The sequence below is a fragment of the Paenibacillus sp. 1001270B_150601_E10 genome (genome assembly GCF_015558675.1).
GTDB lineage: Bacteria > Bacillota > Bacilli > Paenibacillales > Paenibacillaceae > Paenibacillus_B.
In genome coordinates, this window is the sequence record NZ_JADMOL010000003.1 from 93,210 (window position 1) to 114,045 (window position 20,836).

Below are 20,836 nucleotides of genomic sequence, written 5' to 3' on the forward strand. Positions count from 1 at the left end.
GCCACCCTGTTTCGCTAGATGATTCATGGCTCGAATTTGACGAACAGCCGCTCTTTGAGACTTTGTCCATTGCGCAGCGCCAAAATAGACGTTGCCGTTGGGGTCATCCTTCGAGCGTCCTGCACGTCCCGCCATCTGGACCAGGGACGCTTCGTCGAATAGCTTGTCATCCGCATCCCAGATAAATACGTCGCTTTTTGGAACGGTCACGCCCCGTTCCAAAATGGTCGTCGTGACGAGGATGCGTATCTCGCCTCTGCGAAAGGCTTGCACCTTCTCCGTCCGCTCCGCATCGGAAGCGGACGTGCCCGCGATGGCCTGCTGCGGAAAGCTTCGCCGCAGCAGCGCCACCGCGCCATCTATATGGCGGATGCGCGCAACGAAGACGAACAGCTGCGCGCCCCGCTCCACCGCGTGGTGCAATGCCCCCACCACGCGGGAAGGCAGCCGCCCGTTCGCAATCATGCGGGCGGCAGATGGCATCGGCAGCCGCTTCGGCACGGGCAGCGGATGCCGATGATAGCGCACAGGCACCGTAGCCTGTGCAAGTCGGCCACGCTTAGCAGCACGCGCAAGCGCTCCAGGCGGCGTGGCCGACAGGAACACGAACGTGCCGCCTTCGCGGCAGGCCAGCTTGGCCGCACGTTCAAGCATCGGGTTGTTGTGGTACGGGAACGCATCAAGCTCGTCCACAACCATAAGGTCAAAGGCTCTTCGGAAGCGCAGCAGCTGATGCGTCGTTGTCAGCGTAATATCACCGCTGTCCCATCGCTCCTCGCTCCCTCCGTAGAGCGTCACCACCTTTGCCTCGGGAAAAGCCTTCTTAATCCGAGGCATAAGCTCAAGGACAACATCCCTTCGCGGCGTTGCAATACACACCTTCTGCTGATGAGCAAGCATATAAGCAGTCATCGGAAACATCATTTCCGTCTTGCCAGCTCCTGTCACCGCCCACAACAAGAATTCTCCTTGACCCTCGATGCCTACACCCTTGTTTAATGCGGGATATATCTTAGTAGTGGTTGAAATAGGCCCTTGATTATCCTCGAAGATAGAACGGCTTGATGTCCTTCCCCTATGCGGTTCCGTTCCGGAAGCTGGCAATGCCTCCAATCTGCTTCCCCCCACTTGCCTCGCTTGCCTCTCCTGCGTCTTGCGCCGCTGCATATGTATGGGGGAAGGAATAACTGTATTCAGAGGTTCTGTAGGTACATCTAACAAAGATGGATTAACTAGATCTCCATCTCCTCTATATAACCGAGAAGCCAGGTACTGAAGGGCTGTACGACTCGCATCCCGTTGAGCTGGCGCTAAATGATACGGCTCTAGAAATGAATCAATATCCTCATCCCTCGCAGAATGCAGCCTTAAATGACCTTTGTCCTTATTCATAACGGAGCGTCCGTCCAAACTCACATGCATCCTCCTATGCTCCTTGAGTGATAACCGATCATGCATGGTCAATGTGCCACCGTCTGCTGTTTTATCTTCTTGAGATGATGAGCATTGGATGAGCAAAGCGCAGGAGCGACTCCGCGCCAATTGCAGACAAGCCTTACAAGAGTAGCAGGAGCGAGATCCGCAGCTTTCACAAAAGGATTCCTGCAGATCGTCCCCTTTGGCCCCGCAGCGCTGGCAGTATGGGAGTCTCTGACTGGCTCTCGCAAACCTTTCTTTATCCACCTGAATACGTATAGACAACAGACTTCTCATCAACCTCTTCACTCGCCTCATCGTATAAGCTGCTGAATCATTCATATCAGCCCCGCCCCGAGTCGACAAAGCTTTATTCTTTTTCCTATGCTCCTGATTGGCACTATCAACACTTGCACTTGCGTTTTTCTTTTTAAAGTCCATGATCCTAGCCGCATCTAAAAAAGGCCATGTAATTCCGCTCTGAACGACCAGCTTGTTGCTCACGAGCCCCCACTGCAGCACGCGATAAAGCTGTTCTCGCTTCCACTCTAATCCTCGGCCACGAAGCAGCGATAGGAGCTCGCTTTCAAACAGCGACCTTCCCTCAATCATGACGCTCATTTCCTGACTTAAGCTTTCAAGCCTTAAGGCCTCAAGCTCTTTAGCTACATGATGGCCTGGGCCTTGAACATTAGGATAACGAACCTCAACATGAATATGCTGTGACAGCTTTTCTTCCCACTGGCCCACCTTTAACAATTGATTACCTACTCGATGCATTTGAAAAGGGTTATCTTTCTTCTGACCCTCAATTACACGGTGAGCGCTGATCATCCATTGACGGATAGAAGCCTCCCAATCTGGTGCCCTCCATTGATCGAATGCAAGCGGCTCCTTCTCTCGCTTGAACTGATCAAATAGCTTTTTGACGAAGAGAGCCGTGACAAGCGTTACCTTTTGCTCCATCCATATTTGGCTATATCTCCTATCAAAATGCATGGAATTGTGATTCTCCATACCTGAAGACCAATGCTTCCGATTAGTCTGATTCGCGAGCATGTCCCAATATAATTCATCCACTGCACGATCCATAGACAGCATCATGTGCCATTCGTCCAGATCACGTACTGCATAGAGCCATACCTTCATCTTCTCACTCTTCTTTCCTTACGTATAAAAACAAAAAAACACACCTTCAGGTTGCAGCCCGAAATGTGTGCTTCACATGTTCTTTCTTATTTATTTGTATGTTGTCCTTGCTGTCCATTATCTTCGACGTCTGTGGCGCTGGAAGCGCCGCCAGTAACGTTTACAACGTGCCGCCCACCACAAAGGGTATCCGGCGCCAATCATCCCGCGATCCCAGATGCAGGACAATGAAGGACTCCTCTGTTTTCTTTGCTTCTTCCAACTGCTGCACAGCTTGCTCTTGTTCCTTCACGCTATGGCTTTCGATCACATGACAAGTGACATCATAACCAGATACGATTCGCATCAAAATGGGAAGCGTCGCATCCCGTGAATGACGATCCACAATCGTAAATTGCAACCGTCTTCCCTTTAACCAGGCAAACCAACAGTAGGCGCGTACAACCCATTCCATATGCCGTTCATCATTGTGCGTAACCAGCACAACATGCATCCAAGGCGAAGGTCTATCCTTGTACAGCTTCTTCTGCAGCAGATGCATGAGATGAACAGCCGCCACCGCCAACCCATAGCATCCCACAATCCATAATAGCGTTGTGATCATGCGGCCCACCTCCTTATTACCAAGTGTATGCCGCAAAACCTGCTACGGTGACGGACAAGCGTCGTCAAATTTCAACTTTTTTTCTTACAGCGTGACCCATCCATTTTTAATCGAATTAATAACAGCTTGGGTGCGATCGTCTACTTCCATCTTCTGCAAGATGCTGCTGACATGGTTTTTCACCGTCTTCTCGCTAATAAAGAGGAATTCCCCAATCATTTTATTGCTCTTGCCCTCTGCCATTAGGCGGAGAACCTCAGCCTCGCGTCGTGTAAGCGGACTCTCTGTCGGATTCAGGCGAACACCTGGATCTTTTGCATAATGCTCGTCCATTGTGCCACTGTCATCCAAGATCGTCATACGGCGCAGCTGAGTAATCAACTTTCCTGTTACTTTCGGGTGGATGTAGGCATAGCCGCCTACAACGGAGCGAATCGCATTAATAAGCGACTCTGCCTCCATATCTTTAAGCAGATAACCAGAGGCCCCTTTGCGAAGTGTCTCGAATACGTAGCTCTCATCATCATGAATGGACAGAATGAGAACCTTTACATCTGGAAAGATGTCTCTCATCCGCTCTGTAGCAATAACCCCATTCTCGACCGGCATATTGATATCCATCAGGACTACATCCGGTACATCATAGTTACAGAACTCCAATACTTGAATTCCATCGCCACATTCACCGATAACTTCCAGATCATCTTCCATATTCAATATACGCTTCAAGCCCTCGCGAAAGAGCTGATGATCGTCAGCAAGGAGCACTCTGATCTTCTTCTCCGTCTTACGATTCTCCATCTGTTAACACCTCTCTCCTGTCCACGTTCGTCGGAATTAGAATAACAATTTGTGTACCCTCATTCTCGGTGGAGTGGATCTCCATCTGACCTTCCAGCAAATCAACCCGCTCCCTCATGCCGAGCAAGCCAAAATGCGATTGTTCCTTCGCCTTAAGCTCCAGCGAATTCACATTAAAACCAGTTCCATTATCCTCAATAACAAGACGAATCTCATCCTGAGCGTATGTAAGTCTGCAAGCCACGTAAGTTGGACTTGCATGCTTGGCCGAATTCGTAAATGCCTCTTGAACCAGCCGGAACACCGCAGTCTCCATAGCGGACCTGAGTCTTCGTTCCATCCCCTTGATTTCTAAAGAGGTGCGAATCTTGAACTTATCCTCAAAATCCTGTACGAATTTGCGAAGCGTTGGGATCAATCCTAAATCATCAAGCGCCATTGGACGTAGATTAAAAATGGTTTTGCGGATCTCCTCCAGCCCCGTTCTAACTTGAGACTTCAGATCTGCGACTTCATGCTGCACCATTCCATAATCCTGCTTCGTTAACATCCGCTCAATAATTTCCGTTCTTAATACTACGTTTGCTAGCGATTGCGCAGGGCCATCATGAATTTCTCTGGCAATGCGCTTACGCTCCTCTTCCTGAGCCAATATAATTTTGAGGCCAATCATCTGTCGGTTCTTTGCAGATTCCAATATGCGTGTAACCTGAGACAGATCCCCAGACAAATATTCGAGTGCCACATTCATCTGGGATCCAATGGTCTCGGCACGTTCAATTGACAATTCAACATGCTTGAGGCGCTTCTGTAAATCATCCCGCCTAGAGCGTAAATGGCTTTCTTTTTCCCGATAGATCATCAGCTCGACTTGAATATGTGTCGCTTTCTCATAAGCCTGCTTGCTGTCCTCCTCGGAGTACTTGTTAAAGTCACGGCTTACTTCCGTCAAACGCAAACGAGCCAAACGAAACTTTCGTTCCAGCTCATCCACCTTATCAATGATCTGCTCCATCTCCTTATGAAGCTCCTGCATTTGATACTGCAAGGTAGCTGCTTCGTCACGAGCGGAGTCCAGGATTTCAAAAATTTGATATTTGCTGTCTTCCATCACTTCGATCGCGTTCTTGATGACTCGATCAATGACAACAAGCTGATTCTCCACGAATGGTCCGTCTCCTTGTATGTAAAGGATGTTACTATTTACTCTTATCCTTTATCATACCACATCAACGGATTGTTATGGACTTCGTCTTTTGATCCCAATTTACATTTAGTCCAATTTGTTCGGAAACTAGGCGAAGAGGTACTAAAGTCCTATTAGAGCGAATAATCGGAGATACATCAGATGCGACTCTTTTCCCATTATTCAAATATTCCTTGGAATTTACCGTCAGCTCAAGATATCGATCGCCGCGCAGCACCGTTACTCGCTTCTGCTGACTATTCCAACTTGTCTCGCCGCCAAATGCATCAAGGATTACACGCACGGGTACATAAGTAGAGCCATTCAACACGATTGGGGCTACATCCAAAGTCTTCTGCTTGCCGTCAATCGTTGCAGTACGGCTGTTTACCGTGAGCTTCATATTCGCCTTTGGCAAGTTTGCAGCACCGCCTGCAGGCATCGTTGCCCGAATTTGGTCAAAGGCGACTTCGCCCTTCGCAGCTCGCTCATCCTGACCATCCTTGAGATTTACGACATAAAGGCGTTTTAACGAAAGGGAACCTGTTGCGCCTAATGAAGATGTATCGATCTCAATCGTCTTCCAGCCTGTCCAATCGATATATTTGGCTACGTCGGTTACATGGGCCTTGCCGTTTGCATCGATGAATTCCGCTCTTAGCCAGTTCAAGCTGTTGTCGCCATAAATATCAAGCTTCACGGATGTTGGAAGCCCGCCCATCGGGATCCCCTTGCCGTTGTTAAACAATGCATAAGCAAACTTGTTCTCACTTCCGGCCGTCATATCATAAGTCAGCTTCACGACCTTGTCTTGTGCGGTCTTGCCGCCATAGCTTCCTACGATTGAAGCTTGTCCCTTCGTGACATTCTGCGGCAGGGAAGTGAAGCCAACCGTCGTACTTGTTCCATTAAAGTCTTCTACCTTCTGTTCAGCGCTCACTGTCAGTGGAATCATCGTGCGAAGGCCATCATAGCTTGCAAAGGCATAGCCAATTGATGTTCCAGCAGGAACGGAATTCACCTTCAGCGTTCCATCCTTTACGCTTCCTTCAAAGCCTTTCAGCTCCCATTTTACCGATTCATTCGGCAATGTTCCTGTTGAGCCGTCCTTCATCTTCACTTTTACTTGAAGCTTCACACTCGTGCCTGCAGTTAGCGGAGCAGAGCTTGCATTCATGTAGATCTGATCGATCTGGCTCGCACCGATTACCTCTACATCCTTCTTCGCTGTCGCGCTTCCTGATTTGCCAATAACTTGAGAGCTTCCGGCGCGCTTTGCGACAAAGCTTGATCCGTTCCAAGCCAGCACATCATTGGATGCGCTCCAAGTCATGTTCATATTGCCTGCGTCAATCGGGTTATAGTATTCGTCATAAGCTTTTGTTGAATATGTTGCTTGCTGTCCGATATACAGCTTGCTGCTGCCTGACAGCACCATCCCTTTGACAGCACCTTGCGGAGCTGTCGTATACACACCGAGGCCATTCACCACTTGGCGCTGTGTCGTGCCATACTCCGTATTGAACGACAATACATTGTTCGTTTCACCAAGTGGACGATGCACCATTGTTGTGGAGCCGCCTCCGTCCAGATTCACGGCCTTCCATACGCCCGCTTGGACCAAGGCCTGCTGCATCTCTTTCAGCGTCATGCCTGCACTGGAGTCGTTTTTCTCTACCGTAATAATGTAAGCGTAGCGGTTATCCTTGGAGTAGCCAACAGCTGTGCGTGCACGTGCGCTGCTGCCGCTAATGGAATTTGTATCACGTGTAAAGGCGGAGGCTTTGCCATTCTCTACGAGCAGCGTATGACCGCCGATCATCATTTGGAAGCTGTCTGGGTCTACAAGCTGCCCTGTCGTTTGCGAGACAAGACGATAGTCTACCTGTACTGGCGCACCCACCTGCATATGCTCTCGCATATATTGAGCAGCCGTCCCATGTCCACGCAGTATGTATCCGTCCTCTGGAACTGACATTTTCAAGGATGCGTTGTCCGAGAACTGCTCAACCACGCCATTACGAATAAGGACCTCGGTTGGAGTCGTGGAGCTATTAATAGGGCGCTCCTGATTCTTCCATGCACTTGTATAAATATACATCGCATTGACGTGGCTGTACTGCTTATTCGGCTCTGTCATATAAGTGGATTGATTAATGCCGGCAAGCTCAAAGCTTGTTCCATCGCTTGAAGTCGCTTTACCTTGGAAGCGATATTCGTCAATAACCGGCTGATTGGAATTCGTCACGCCAAACGCATACATCCCCTTCAAGGCTGAAGGACTCGATACCATTGTTCCACTGGAAATCTCAGGGCCGAGGGGCGCGCCTTCTTTGTCAGTCGCAAAATAGTCGCCGTTTACAGCGGCTACCGCCCCAGTCTCCTTCGCCATGCCAGATACCGATTGGCGAGCATTCAGCTTGCCATTGGTTCCTGTCATCGTGTCCAGCTTCAGATATGGATTCTGCAGATCTGCCTGAATCATATTCAGATTGGCTTTGACCTGCTTGCCACTGCGAGTCGTTGTATATTGATACTTGAGGAGCTTCGCTCCAGAAGTAATAATCTCTTCCCCTACCTTGACTAAGCCTGTGGCTGCGCGAGTCTCAGATGCCGATAGCAGTTCTCCATCCGCATGCACGACATTTCCAATTCCGAAGAAAGGAGACATCAGCATTGTTCCGGTCAACAGCATCACGAGCCACTTGGACCGTCTAGCTGCAGAACGTCTTGAATCACTAGAATTATTCATTTCCCCTGCTTCACTCCCCATGATGTTTGCTGAATCTCTCAATTGCAGCAATGATTGGTAGAATAGAAAAGAGAACACGCCAAAAAAGAGTGCCTGTGTCCTCCGATCTAATTCACATAAGCATATGATCGCATAAACATAATCAATAGATAGAATCACTATGTTTATAGACTCGTTTTACAAGTAAAAAGTTTCGCTTTTCGGCAATACAATTCATGGAGATTCCGATTTTTGTCTAAAAAGATAGAAGTATAGTGAATGGAATGGTAAAGTTCGGAGGCTTCATGAAGAAAATGAGAAGAGATAATGGCGCTTGTTCGGATTTAATAGCATTTTCCCAATACAATCAGGCTATGAGGCATAAGTACGTATAAAAAGAGAATTTTTAGTAGAATGCAGGATATGACTAGATAGGATCAATTCATCAACTTTACCATTTATTACGGCATAAACGCAACCATTCTTTAGGGGGAACAGAAAGATTCAAACTTATTAGCACATAGATTCAAAACAAAATGCGATGTCAGCAGCTTATATCGTCCTAACCAAATATTTAATGAAAAAAAATGAAAAAAAGCTGGCAGAAAACCACTTGTTGAACAAGCAGCTCTACCAGCCTAATTCTACCCTTTTTCTACTTCCATACTTATTACATGTACTCGATATATTCGAGCAATCTCTTCACCATCACTGCCGCTTGTGCACGCGTTGCCTGTTGTCTAGGACCAAACGTGTTGTAGGTCAAGCCTTGTATTATGCCTGCTTCCATGGTCTTCGCAACAGCATCTTGAGCGGAGGTACTAATCTGATTGCGATCCGTAAAGCTCGCCATCCACTGGCTTACAGGACGGGACAGCTGAATGGTATTGCCCGTATGGATAAGTGTGCGATTCATCATGAGCGCGATTTGCTCCCGAGTAATCACACTCTCCGGCTTAAATGTGCCGTCTGCATGACCGGAAATAATCCCCGCTTTTACTGCCGCTCCGATATAAGGTGCAGCCGCTGAGCTTGTAGACACGTCTCTAAAGCGCTTAGAGGCGTCTAGATCCCCGTCTAAGCCGATTCCTTTGGCAATAAGCACTGCAAAGTCTCCTCGCGTGATCGCCTTGTTAGGCTCGAATCTCGTCCCAACCACAGCATCCGCGATAAATCTTCCGGATAGTGCCTGAATGTCATTCATTCCCCAATGGCCGTTAATATCAGTAAAATACATATTGCTGCGCGCAATTGCAATGGCGCTGTTGCCTGTCAGCATGCTGTTTACAACTTGTGAACTGCTCTCGCTCTTCACATGTGTTGGAATATAGGCAATCTTACCGTTAATCGTCGGGTTCTGGCGAACAACCGCTATCTCATTCCCGCTGATCATGCGACCTGCTTGATAGCTAATATGTGTCTTAGCCGTTACCTCGGATTCCTTTCCTGCACTTGAGTATGCCGTCAGACTGAACATAACCGGCTCCACAAGCGACGTCCCACTTGCCGTGCGAATACCGTTAATGAGGCCTGTTGCGTCTCTGGAAGGCTGACGCTCAATCTGGAATAGCAAGGTCGTGTTGTTGCTCGCGCTTAATAGCTGACGACGAATCTCGTTGAACGGAATATCACTGAGCTTAATGCTATAAAGCCAATCTCCGTAACGAACGCCTACCTTGAGATCCCCGTTTTTTCGTACCATGTCCTCAAGCGGCTTCAGTCCAATTGCAACCATAGCTGCCTTCTCATCACCACTCAAGTCAAGCGCAACAACTTCTGATCGATCCTTGGTTGCTTGATCCAGCACCTTTGCCCAATCGTCGTTGTTTACATTATATCGATTCACATATTGTCCGCTTAATGAGCGATCTGTCAGCTTGCTCGCTACTACCGTATCTACAAGCATCACATCCTGAAGGAAGTCCTTCCAATCTGCATCATGCACGTAATCAAGTACAGCTCCAGATGATCCTGAACCGGAACCAGACCCTGAACTATTGCTGAACTCTACCTTTTGATTGGAAAAGCTCTTCACCTTGCTGCCATTGGTATCCATCAAGCCTTTCGTGCCTGGTGCACTGTAGGAAATGACGACGGATTGATTCCAGTCCAGATTTTTCGATAGGGTAATGATGACCTGTGTATTATTCACTTGCACGTTCGATATCGTTTGCGTCCGATTGTCAGCTTTGACGTTAAAATAGTTTTTGGATGGCACAGAGCCTTGATCCATAGACCCGGTCATGTCCAATGTAATTACATTGTCTCTAAACGTGGCCTTCTCAATTGAAGGCAGGTCCGAATCCTTGACCACACCAACCTCGACGAGACTAAAGCCTGGTGCGGCATTGCCGTTAAGATCTACGATACGCTTAGGCCCTGGCACGTAGGACACCGTGACCTTGTCATTCAATGAAGAAACGCTTGATGCCAGCGTAAGAATGACCATATTGCTCTTCACTTCTACTTTGTTTACAAATACCGCCTTATCATTGACTAGAACAGAATAGTGGCTCTTCATAGGCAGGAATAATTCATGCTCGTTCAAGCCCTCATTATAGTTAAGCGTAAGTCTGCTGCCATCGATTCTAGAGGATTCTAGTATTGGCGGCTTGGTGTCAATGGTATTGCGGACAAATACCGGTCCAAATCCCATTATCGGAGCATTATTGCGATCCCTGATAGGATAGGATCCAGGCTTGTACTGCACCTTAACCGCCTGTCCATCTGTTACATCCTGCTCTAGATTAATAACAATATTGAACCCAGACACCAATGCCTCTTTCAAACGGACTGTTTTCCCATCCACCATAACGGTAAACTGGGACACCCCGCGGTTATCCATAGGAAGCATTTCATCACTGAACGTCATTTGTATGACTTTTCCGGTGACAGTTGCATTTACAATCTTATTCATAAAATCTTCTACCGTGTTGGACACGTCGCGACTTGAAAAGGATGGCGCACGATTGCCGCTAAGGTCTTTTATGGGCTTGCTGCCCGGTAGATAGGTCACTTTGATAACTTGGCCAATCGCGACACCACTTTCGAGGTAAATCTGTACGTTCTTGCCCACGACTACAGCTGCAATTAAAGGACGCTCCTCATTATTAACAACGACTTTAAAATCATCCTTAGATGGAGTGCTGGAAGGATCCAATTGCTCGTTATAGCGAAGCTCAACCATGTTTGTCTTCGCCATGAAGATAGACTCCAGGACAGGAGCTGTCGTATCTGCTGCACTTGTCGTAACAAGTCCCTTGGTATTACCTGTATCATGTGTTGAAAATGTTGTCTCTATGCTCGAAGCTGATTCCTTAGCCTGCACCGGGATCGCCCAAGAACCTTGGATCAAAAGCAATGCTGCGATGGATGCGGCTATTCCTTGTTTGAATCTCATATGTATGTTCACCCTTCCGTTCTAAGACACACTTACTCTTATTTTTCGGATGATTGAGCCTTTTTCTTTATAGAAAACAGGTTTTTCCTATTTCTTAAATGTGCATCGCTATAACATGTAGGATTTTTTTCTCTTATGGACGTACTCCATCCCAATCATTTGTAATAAAAAGATTTATCCGGATAACTGATTTCCTGGATTAATTGCAAATAACAGATGACACACATAATAGAGAAAGAAACAGAACGTTTATAAATTCAGAATGTACTTTTCTTAGTTTGCTTTTTCTCCTATTCCACATAAAAACCCCCTGCTCCAACAATGGAAACAGGGGGGTGAATAACACATATATAATTGCTTCGCTTTAATTATAGACCTGCTTGTGTACGAAGGGCATCTACCTTGTCCACATTCTCCCAAGGAAGTTCAACATCTGTACGGCCAAAGTGTCCATAAGCAGCTGTTTGCTTGTAGATTGGTCGACGAAGATCCAGCATCTTGATGATGCCTGCTGGGCGAAGGTCAAAGTTCTCTTTAATCAGCTCAACGAGCTTCTCTTCAGCAACTTTGCCTGTGCCATACGTATCCACGTTGATGGATACTGGGCTAGCAACACCAATCGCATAAGCCAATTGGATTTCGCACTTGTCAGCCAAGCCAGCTGCAACGATGTTCTTCGCCACGTAGCGAGCTGCATAAGCTGCAGAGCGGTCAACCTTTGTAGGATCCTTACCAGAGAATGCACCGCCGCCATGACGAGCATAGCCACCGTACGTATCCACGATGATCTTACGTCCTGTAAGACCTGCATCTCCTTGAGGACCACCGATTACAAAGCGGCCTGTTGGGTTAATGAAATATTTGGTCTGTTCATCCAGCCATTCCGCCGGCACAACAGGAGCGATAACATGTTCACGAATATCTTGTTGGATTTGTTCCAAAGATGCATCTTCCGCATGCTGTGTAGACACAACAATGGTGTCAATGCGAACTGGCTTGCCATCTTGATATTCAACTGTAACTTGCGTCTTACCATCTGGACGAAGGTAACCAAGCTTACCGTTCTTGCGTACTTCTGCTAAACGGCGAGAAATACGGTGGGACAGAGCGATCGGAAGCGGCATCAGCTCAGGTGTTTCGTTTGTCGCAAAGCCAAACATCAAGCCTTGGTCGCCTGCACCGATGTTCTCCTTCTCATTCTTTACATCTTCTTCTGTACGGGTTTCAATGCCTTCGTTAACGCCTTGAGCGATATCTGGTGATTGTTCGTTCAAAGATGTTAACACCGCACAAGTGTTATAGTCGAATCCATATTTCGCACGTGTATAACCGATCTCTTTGATCGTGTTACGAACGATGGATGGAATATCAACATAATCGGCTGTGGTGCTGATCTCACCGATAACAAGCACTAGGCCTGTTGCTACGGAAACCTCGCACGCTACCCGTGCATTCGGGTCATTTGCCAGAAAGGCGTCCAATACCGCATCTGAAATCTGGTCACAGATCTTATCTGGATGTCCCTCAGTGACGGATTCGGAAGTAAACAAGTGGCGTCCTTTAATAGACAATTGGACTCAACCTCCCATACCATAATGTGACTCTCTCTATGGAAAGTCTAGACAAAAAACGAACCTTTTCCCAAATGGAAAAGGTTGTTATACCAGCCTTCGAAAATTCATATTACTGTATTTGTCAAGCCATGTCAATCAATGAATCCAAAAATATGTTGGAAAATGATTGCACATTTTCTTTACAATTCTGTGTCACCGTGAAAGGATTGTTCGGCTTGGGCGATAAGGCGCTTTGTAATCTCCCCACCAACCGAACCCGTTTGGCGCGAAGTCATATGTCCCCAGCTGTCATGTCCCTTAGAGCCATAAGCACTTGAGAAGTATTCACCAAAGTCCAATCCAAACTCCGTATCACTAAAGCCCATTCCTACACGTTGAGATGATACCGGTAAACCAAACTCTGCCGCAATTTCATATTTCATTTGGTAAAGCGCATCTTTGCTTGCAGGGACCAATTTCTTTTTATTATTCGCCATAAAATGATTCCTCCTTTAATTAAATGCTGGTGAGCTTAGTATGTGCCTGTCGCTCATCTGCACCCGAAGGAAATCTTGTTTATGCTGACAAAAAGAAGAAGCGACCATAAGGCCGCTTCTTTTTAGTAATTACATGTTCTCAACGCAACATGACAGCTGCTATTAACTATGCTTCAATAGATCAATGAGCAATCAGCTGATATCCACTATGCACTTCTTGTGGTTTGTATTTGTTCATACAATACTTGCAACATTATCTTTCATGCATGTGCTTTACATTAACTTCTGTATTAATGATTCACAAGTTGCTTTACTTTCAATGCACAAGAAATATGAGTTGTATCCTGTATCGTACATATTATCAACTGCGATTGATCATCCTAAAGATAACCAAAGGCTTCATCAAAAGTATCTTTCAGCTCATTAAGTCGATCCAACGATGCAATCGACTAATAAAGTCAGACATACCTCATTAACTCTTCGATGCTGTTGTAAGGCTTTAGCTTTTGACAACTCACCTGAACCATTTTGCTTTTGTTATCGATTAAGATCAATGAGTGCTGATGGGATACTGGAATTTGGAATTATTCACTTACTTTTTGAATCTCATATCCACCGCGTACCATAACGACAACACTGTTTTTAACCGTGTCTTTCGCTACTATACCACGTCCATCACGAGGGAACATCAGTAAGTGGTTCGTAGGCGCATCTGTACCGTTCGCTAGATCGGCACCAGCTGTCAAATCAGATACCCCATTCGCATCCGAGCTGTAAATTGCAGCTTTCCCTGCTCGAATCACAAACTCGGCTCCCGCCTTAGCTACAAGCTGCTGCCCTGGCTTGATCGTTACGATCTCCATAGCGGTGTCAGCTGAGCTCCCACCTTCACTATCGCCAGTGCTGCCTCCTGTGTTGCCTGAGCCCGAGTTATTGCCTCCACTGCCTGTACCACCTTGCTGCTTCCCAATCTCCTCTTGCACGAGCTTCTTGATCTGTGTATCGACATAGCTCTTCGTAACCAAAGGATCTTGGGAATCACCGGGTTGGGCACTTAGAAGACCATTGTTACTAATCATAATTGTCCCAACACCCAATGTTAGTAAAGCAATTGAACTAACTAACCATTTCTTTTTCTTCATTTATAAAACAACTCCATATTATCCGAAATTTGAAATATAGTGCTTAAGCAGCAACTTTCTCGCGCCATTAACTTCCTCATACACGTTAATATGGAAACCTGTATATGCAACACCTTTCATAGCAGGATCATTGATAGTAAATGAATTTTGGATTTTGTCCCCTACGGAAAGTGCTTCATTTCCTTTTCCTAATGCATAAGCTTTACTGAATTTTTTCCCATTGTATTCAATCTCTAGCACCAGTTTATGATCTCTTAACATATAATCAAATGGATTATACTCAGACATTGTGTATTCAAAATTGAATTGTGCTTCATCATTATTGTTTGTTGAAGCACTTACCCTATTAAAGTTAAAAGTAAACGGACGTAGGTTAAGCTCACTGAAGACCGTATTTACAGTTTTATCTTCTTCTTGAATGGAAAGTAAAGCGGCATTTACGTAACTATCTGCCTTTCCATTGCCAGTAATATATTTACCATCAGCAATACCTTGTCCCACTAACAACTTAAAATCTTTTGCTTCATATTTTTTTGGGACATCGGCTTTAATAGATATTAAGTTCTGCGAGCTTGGACCCACTTCATTCTCAATTACACTTACTTCTGCTGGAATGGTAAGACCAGAGTCGGTATAATAATATGCTTGTAGTACTGGAAGTTTTGTGAATCTCTTTCCAATGTTCTGGTAAGTAAGTTGTGATTCAATGACGTTTTGAGAGCTGCCTGTATAAGTATTTGCTTCGAGTACGTAAAGCTCTGCCTCAGTTCCGTCTTGCTTTAGCGTATATTTTGCAGTCGAACCCGGCTGGTACACTGGGATACTTGATTCCTCTGATTTTATCATAAAATTACCTACAGTTGCGACTGGTTTATCATTGATCACTTCTGACAAGGTTATTTTAGCATCATCAAATTTGGCATCGCTCGATACTTTCGTCGTGAGGATTAATTCTGATGACTCCCCAGGTTTTAATCCTACACTATTTTGTACATTTAACAAGAATGTCTCATCAGCATTTACCTTTACTCCATTCAACCATGCGGTAGCTTGTAGCTTAGGCATCCCTTGCATTTCTTTTCCTATGTTCTTCACGAGAATTGTTGCGTTAACAATATCCTGGTTAGACCAAGGTAATCTCTCAAAGCTCTTAACGGTTACCTCATAGACTCCTTCTTTATTCACATAAGTGACCTTATCTTCACTTGTTACTACCTTACTTTCAGGTATTCTAAATTGCGCTACAAGATAATCGTTATTTTTGGATTCAACAGGTGATTTCTTAACAATCAATTTTAGATTATTAAGAGACGCATCCGCTGGAATTGAAGAAGATAGATTCAACTCAGTTTTAATATTCGGAAGCAATTCCTTCTCACTATCTTGGACATTAACAGGATACAGTGCCCCATCAGATGTCATAATATAGTACATGTAAGAAGGCAATTTCACTGGATTTTTACTGTTGTTTTTCAAGCCTAATGACAATGTGATATTGTGGTATTCTGAATTTGAATCAATCATCGTATGATCGATATTCGTAGCCACAGTAGAATTTTCAATAGTAATTGAACCACTTTTTCCAGCAGGTGTAATTGTGTTAATCGCACTTCTTAGCATCAGCTTATAATAAGCAACAGGCAATTCTTCTTTCGATTCTGTCCCTTCAACTTCCGAAATAAACAATTGATAATTATCTTTCTTTAAGTCTTTTGGTAATTTTGCATAGTAATTTATTTTTTTCTTTTCACCAGGCTTTAACTGATTATCAGTTTGATCTGGTTCAAGGGCATAATATTTATTCCCACTTGTTCTCAGATAATACTTGTAATTTGCCAAAGAAATGGTGGAGTCACTTGTATTTGTCATGTACATAGCAACCATAGCTTCCGTTTGAGATCCGATCTCTACTAATTGCAATGCTGAAGTTATAGTAAGAACTTTGTTATTGCCTTGTGTAATATACTGTTCTTTTCCAATTGGAGCAGCATTGGAATAGTTATGTGGAACTTTTATTGAACCGATTTGCCTTTCAAATCCAGCTACTGAAAAATCCCATTTGATAACATTCAATGATAAGTTCGAATAATTCAATTTCGAGTTAACAGTCGTGTATATTTTAAATGTCCGAGAAGTATTGGGCGCTATAAGATTATCCTTCTTTTCTGTTAAGCCTTTGATCTGAACAGAATATTTTTCACCTGTATTTGATTTAACATTGAACCAATAATCTATCAAATTTAATGACTTTGATTCTTTATTATGAACCGTAACCGTAAAATATACGACTTTATCATTCTGTAAATGATTAAACTGAACATCATTAACTTCAAGATAACTTTTGGATGTTAGCATAACTTTATTATTGATTTGATTACTATGTACTTTATTAGTGCTTACGGATGCTGCCTGCACTTTATTGTCTATAGGATGTAAAGTAAACAACGAAGCTGCAGTTGCTAAAGCCATACTCATTAATAATACCTTTTTCCCTTTATACAAATCTTTCACCTCTTCTACGTAAGTATCCTATCTTAACAGTACAATTAAATAGAGGGGTTGACCAGTTAAAGTTTTTTAATATACTGAATTATACTATTTGTGTACAACTCATAATTCGAAGGCATTTATATTGTTTAATTCAGTTTACACACCTCTTTATTACCTTCAAGTAACACCTTAAGAGTGTTCTTTACTATTTAATTAGTTGATAAACAAGTAATTATTTCTTCCCACACAAAAAACCACTACAGTTCAACTAAAAAAGGCTATCCTATAAGGATAGCCTTTAAAAGATTTACTTACTTAACTGCAATAGTGAATGTTTCCAACTTACCATTCTCAGTTGTGTAAGTGATTTGGAACTCAGAGTTAGCTGGCAAGTTATTGATGGAAAGCTGATCAGCACTTCCGCCATTCACACCTGAAATTTCAGCACCAGATGGAAGCTTAGTAACAACTGCAGTCAACTTATTGTAACCTGTCATTGTTACATCATATTGGTCTTTAATCACCAAGTTTCCAAGGTTAGCTCCACCAGCAGTGAACGATGTACCCTCGATAACAAATACCTTACCAGAGATTTCTGTAACTTGACCCTTAGGCGTATCACCCGCTTTAATTACAGCAGGAGCTGGTGCTACAGCCGAAATTGTGATTTCTTTAGTAAGAACATTAGTTTCTTGTCCGTTAATGATGACATTAACTGCATATTTAGCTTCTTTACCGGACTCAACTACAGTACCAGAAGCGCTCAACTTACCAGAAACTTTATCGTATTTGATGAAGGAAGCAGTTGGAATAACGTTGTACTCAGTTTTGCTCAGAACAACCTTGCTACCGTCAGCTTTAACACCATATACTTTTACTTCTTTTGCATAAGTAGATGCAGCTGCAGTATCTGCTGCTTGATAAATCGTTGCTACATCATCAACTTTGTATTCTGCAATGTCGCCTTTATCTGCAACAGACAGGCTGATGCTGTTATTGGAGTTTTTAACAATCTCATTGTTGTTTACTTGGTAGATAGCCAGTTCAACACGAGCATTACCTTTGTCAATTCCGTTAACAACAAATTTTTCTGATGTAGATTTAATTGTAGTTCCATCAACTGTCAGGACCTTATTGTTAGATACACTTTCTTGCTTAATATAGTATTTAGCAAAGAACTCATCATTCAAAGTCATTTTACGACCGTGTTGATCAAGTACTACGATATCATCTTTACCAAGTTCTAATTTCGCACCTACACCCAAAGTCTTAGCAGTGTCTTTAGCAAGTCCATCAATTGTGCTAGCAATTGCTGCTGCTTTCAAATTGACGTTGATTTGCGAAATAGACGCCGTATTCACAACGTTAGCTGTGATTACATCCAATGAAAGTGCAGTGTCTGCTGGTACTACATATTCAAGATACGCATTACCTGTGTTATAGTCTTTTTTCAATTGAACAGCCTTTGCACCAAGGCTACTTGTGAAGGATACTTTACCCACAAGATCGTTATATTTAGTAACTGGCTCACCAAATTGATCTACAGCGGTAAATGGAATTTTAACAGTGTCGCCTTTAGCAACAACATCTGGTTGTTGCAAAGTAAATGTCTTCACAGCAGCTGCTTTTGGAACATCTAACTCATAGTTAAATGTCTTCCCAGAAGCTAACGCGATCGCATTGATATTCACTTTACCTTCCATTGGGTAAGCTGTATTCGGTTTGAACAACTTCAAACCAATAGAGTTACCATCTTCACCCAACTTATCTTCAACTACTGGTTTAGAGTTCTCATCATATACAGAAACGATAGACGGATTAGTGCTGGAGAAGACAAGTCCATCTTGAACCTCTTGTCTGCTGAGTTTGTTTCCATATTGATCTTTCACATCGATAAGAACATAGTAGTCACCAACAGTGCTGCTGTTCAGATTCTTAGAAGTGCTGCTGTAAAGGCCTTTAAACTCTACAGAATCCGCACGAGCCACAGAACCAACCTCTACAGTTCCTGTAAGTACAGTGCTAGAAGCAGTATCAACTGCCGTTACATAAATTTTTTCACCAAGAATGAATTTACCAGAGCTTTGTTCTGTTCCATTTTCTGTCCACTTGGAATTAATCGTTAAAATACCGTTTACTGCTTCAGCTTTACCTTTGGAAACAGTCCAGTTCAGGCTAGTGTTTTTAGTGATATCATCACCATATTGGTTAGTGATACGGTATCCAACTTTAACATTTTCAAAAGTTTCGTTGGAAGCACCTTTATCACTTGTTAATTCGATTTTCGCAACTTTCTCAGCTTCTACTTTGAAAGTAGCAGAAACAGCTTTTTCAGAAGCACCTGTAACTGTTACTGTGTAGTCGCCTTGAAGAAGTTTGCTGTTTGGCTCAACAGAAGCGTGCATCTTGTCGTCAGCGAATTTAACTTCCTTAACGGATACAACTGTGGAACCGCGTTTCACTTCAACTTTTGCTTTAGAAGCATCCACAGTACGGTTGAAAGTCAAGTCAAGCTTTTTCAAACCAGATACTTTAGCTTCTACTGCAAGAGCTTGAAGAGTGACTTTCACTTCGTATGTTTTACCTTTATGTTCAACTTTAACAGCTGTTTCTTGGCCTTCAACAAGAGCTTTGTCAAGCGTTACTTTTTCAGTTTCGCCGTCAGTGAATTTAACTTCAACTGTTTTCTCGTCAATTGCTTTAGCGGATTCTACTTGTACAGACACTTGCTCACGAACATCGTATGAAGCTTCTACCAAAGTAGCACGTTTAGCTGGAACGTTCCATTTGCCGTTTTCGGACCAGTCGAAGCCAGCGTCTTTAACAGCTTGAACCCAGCCGTAAGCCCACTTGGATACGCCTTCGATTGCTGCCGCGTCTTTAACTTCTTCAAGACCCAAAGCTGCACCGAAAGTTTTAGCCATTTGCTCACCTGTTACAGTGTCGTTGAAGTGGAACTTGCCATCAGCATAACCAGTGATCAAGTTTTCTTTTACAAGAGCTTCAACGTATGGCTTAGCCCAGTGCTTGCTGTAGTTTTGATCTTTGAAAGAGTTGCCAGTGTTAACTGGTTCAAGACCCAAAGTCAAAGCCAATACTTTAGCAAATTGAGCACGTGTAGTTGTAGCGTTCAATTGTGGATCGTTGGATCCTGCGATGCCTGTGAAGATACCTTCTTTAACCAATGCATCGTATTTTTGTTGTGTTGTCAAATCGGAGCTAGCACCGAATGCTACGTTTGCGAACATGGAGAACGCCATAGCAACGGAGAGTAGCAAAGCTAATCTTTTCTTCATAACCTTTTTTTCTCCTCCTCTAAATTCCTTCGGTTGTTGAGAATTTTTCTTTGAAGACTGATAACCCATTTCCCTCATTCGCCGGTTCACCCCCTTCCAAAGAGTAGAGCGAAATGTATTCAAAATAAGTCTGCAACACGATAATGCTACAGAAACTTGTAAACGAATGGTTCGGGATAATAGAGATATCTATGCCACTCTAGTCATTATACATGGGACAATGTCTAGCGTAAAGCATATTTTTGTGAAAAACAGGGAACAATAAAGAATTTTGGCGACTGTTTTTCAGCTTCATGATTATAAACGCAGTAGGCTCGAAAAAGTTGCGGTTGCTTCGAAATTATTTTGCTTTTTTTCTTTTCGCTTCTGAATAGTTTATAACATGACCTCTCTATACGGTCTGCTACACGTTATGTATGCTTCCGTGATCCACGCTCATAAGTATAGCGAGTTCTATCAGTCGCGTCATTCATCAATTGTTTCCAGTGAGTGTAAATTATTCAGGCAAATGGATAATTTGAACACACCTTGCAATTCTATTAAAAGGTGTATGCATATCTTTAGAATGAAA

General features: G+C 43.9%; 11 protein-coding genes. All 11 read right to left on the reverse strand.

What is annotated here, in order from left to right; translation table 11 throughout:
- Nucleotides 1–2,565 (reverse strand): helicase-related protein (locus I2H74_RS24570; protein WP_229106533.1); only part of this gene is annotated, 2,565 nt, incomplete at its 3' end.
- A 160-nt stretch (nucleotides 2,566–2,725) separates the two neighbouring features.
- The gene (locus I2H74_RS09170; RefSeq protein ID WP_195573626.1) at nucleotides 2,726–3,169 is read right to left on the reverse strand and encodes a glycosyltransferase; all 444 of its coding nucleotides are present in this window, start codon (nucleotides 3,167–3,169) and stop codon (nucleotides 2,726–2,728) included.
- 84 nt (nucleotides 3,170–3,253) lie between these two features.
- Nucleotides 3,254–3,970 carry a response regulator gene (locus I2H74_RS09175; RefSeq protein WP_195573628.1) on the reverse strand — a complete coding sequence of 239 codons (717 nt, stop codon included), beginning with the start codon at nucleotides 3,968–3,970 and terminating at the stop codon, nucleotides 3,254–3,256.
- Nucleotides 3,957–5,135: a sensor histidine kinase gene (locus I2H74_RS09180; protein WP_195573630.1), complete on the reverse strand. Its 1,179-nt coding sequence runs from the start codon at nucleotides 5,133–5,135 to the stop codon at nucleotides 3,957–3,959. Before I2H74_RS09180 ends, I2H74_RS09175 begins: the two co-directional genes overlap by 14 nt.
- A 64-nt stretch (nucleotides 5,136–5,199) precedes the next feature.
- Entirely contained in the window at nucleotides 5,200–7,908 is a 2,709-nt protein-coding gene (locus tag I2H74_RS09185; RefSeq protein ID WP_195573633.1) for a stalk domain-containing protein, read from the reverse strand.
- A 649-nt stretch (nucleotides 7,909–8,557) separates the two neighbouring features.
- Entirely contained in the window at nucleotides 8,558–11,287 is a 2,730-nt protein-coding gene (locus I2H74_RS09190; protein ID WP_195573635.1) for a SwmB domain-containing protein, read from the reverse strand.
- A 368-nt stretch (nucleotides 11,288–11,655) separates the two neighbouring features.
- Nucleotides 11,656–12,858: a methionine adenosyltransferase gene (gene metK / locus I2H74_RS09195; protein WP_195573637.1), complete on the reverse strand. Its 1,203-nt coding sequence runs from the start codon at nucleotides 12,856–12,858 to the stop codon at nucleotides 11,656–11,658.
- 182 nt (nucleotides 12,859–13,040) lie between these two features.
- The gene (locus I2H74_RS09200; protein WP_195573639.1) at nucleotides 13,041–13,337 is read right to left on the reverse strand and encodes an alpha/beta-type small acid-soluble spore protein; all 297 of its coding nucleotides are present in this window, start codon (nucleotides 13,335–13,337) and stop codon (nucleotides 13,041–13,043) included.
- Nucleotides 13,338–13,921: 584 nt separating this feature from the next.
- Nucleotides 13,922–14,479, reverse strand: a complete 558-nt coding sequence (locus tag I2H74_RS09205) for a hypothetical protein (RefSeq protein WP_195573641.1) — start codon at nucleotides 14,477–14,479, stop codon at nucleotides 13,922–13,924.
- A gap of 18 nt (nucleotides 14,480–14,497) precedes the next feature.
- The gene (locus I2H74_RS09210; RefSeq protein WP_195573644.1) at nucleotides 14,498–16,981 is read right to left on the reverse strand and encodes a hypothetical protein; all 2,484 of its coding nucleotides are present in this window, start codon (nucleotides 16,979–16,981) and stop codon (nucleotides 14,498–14,500) included.
- Between the two features lie 299 nt (nucleotides 16,982–17,280).
- On the reverse strand, nucleotides 17,281–20,343 hold the full coding sequence (locus tag I2H74_RS09215) for an S-layer homology domain-containing protein (RefSeq protein ID WP_195573646.1): 3,063 nt from the start codon (nucleotides 20,341–20,343) through the stop codon (nucleotides 17,281–17,283).
- Nucleotides 20,344–20,836: the final 493 nt, after the last annotated feature.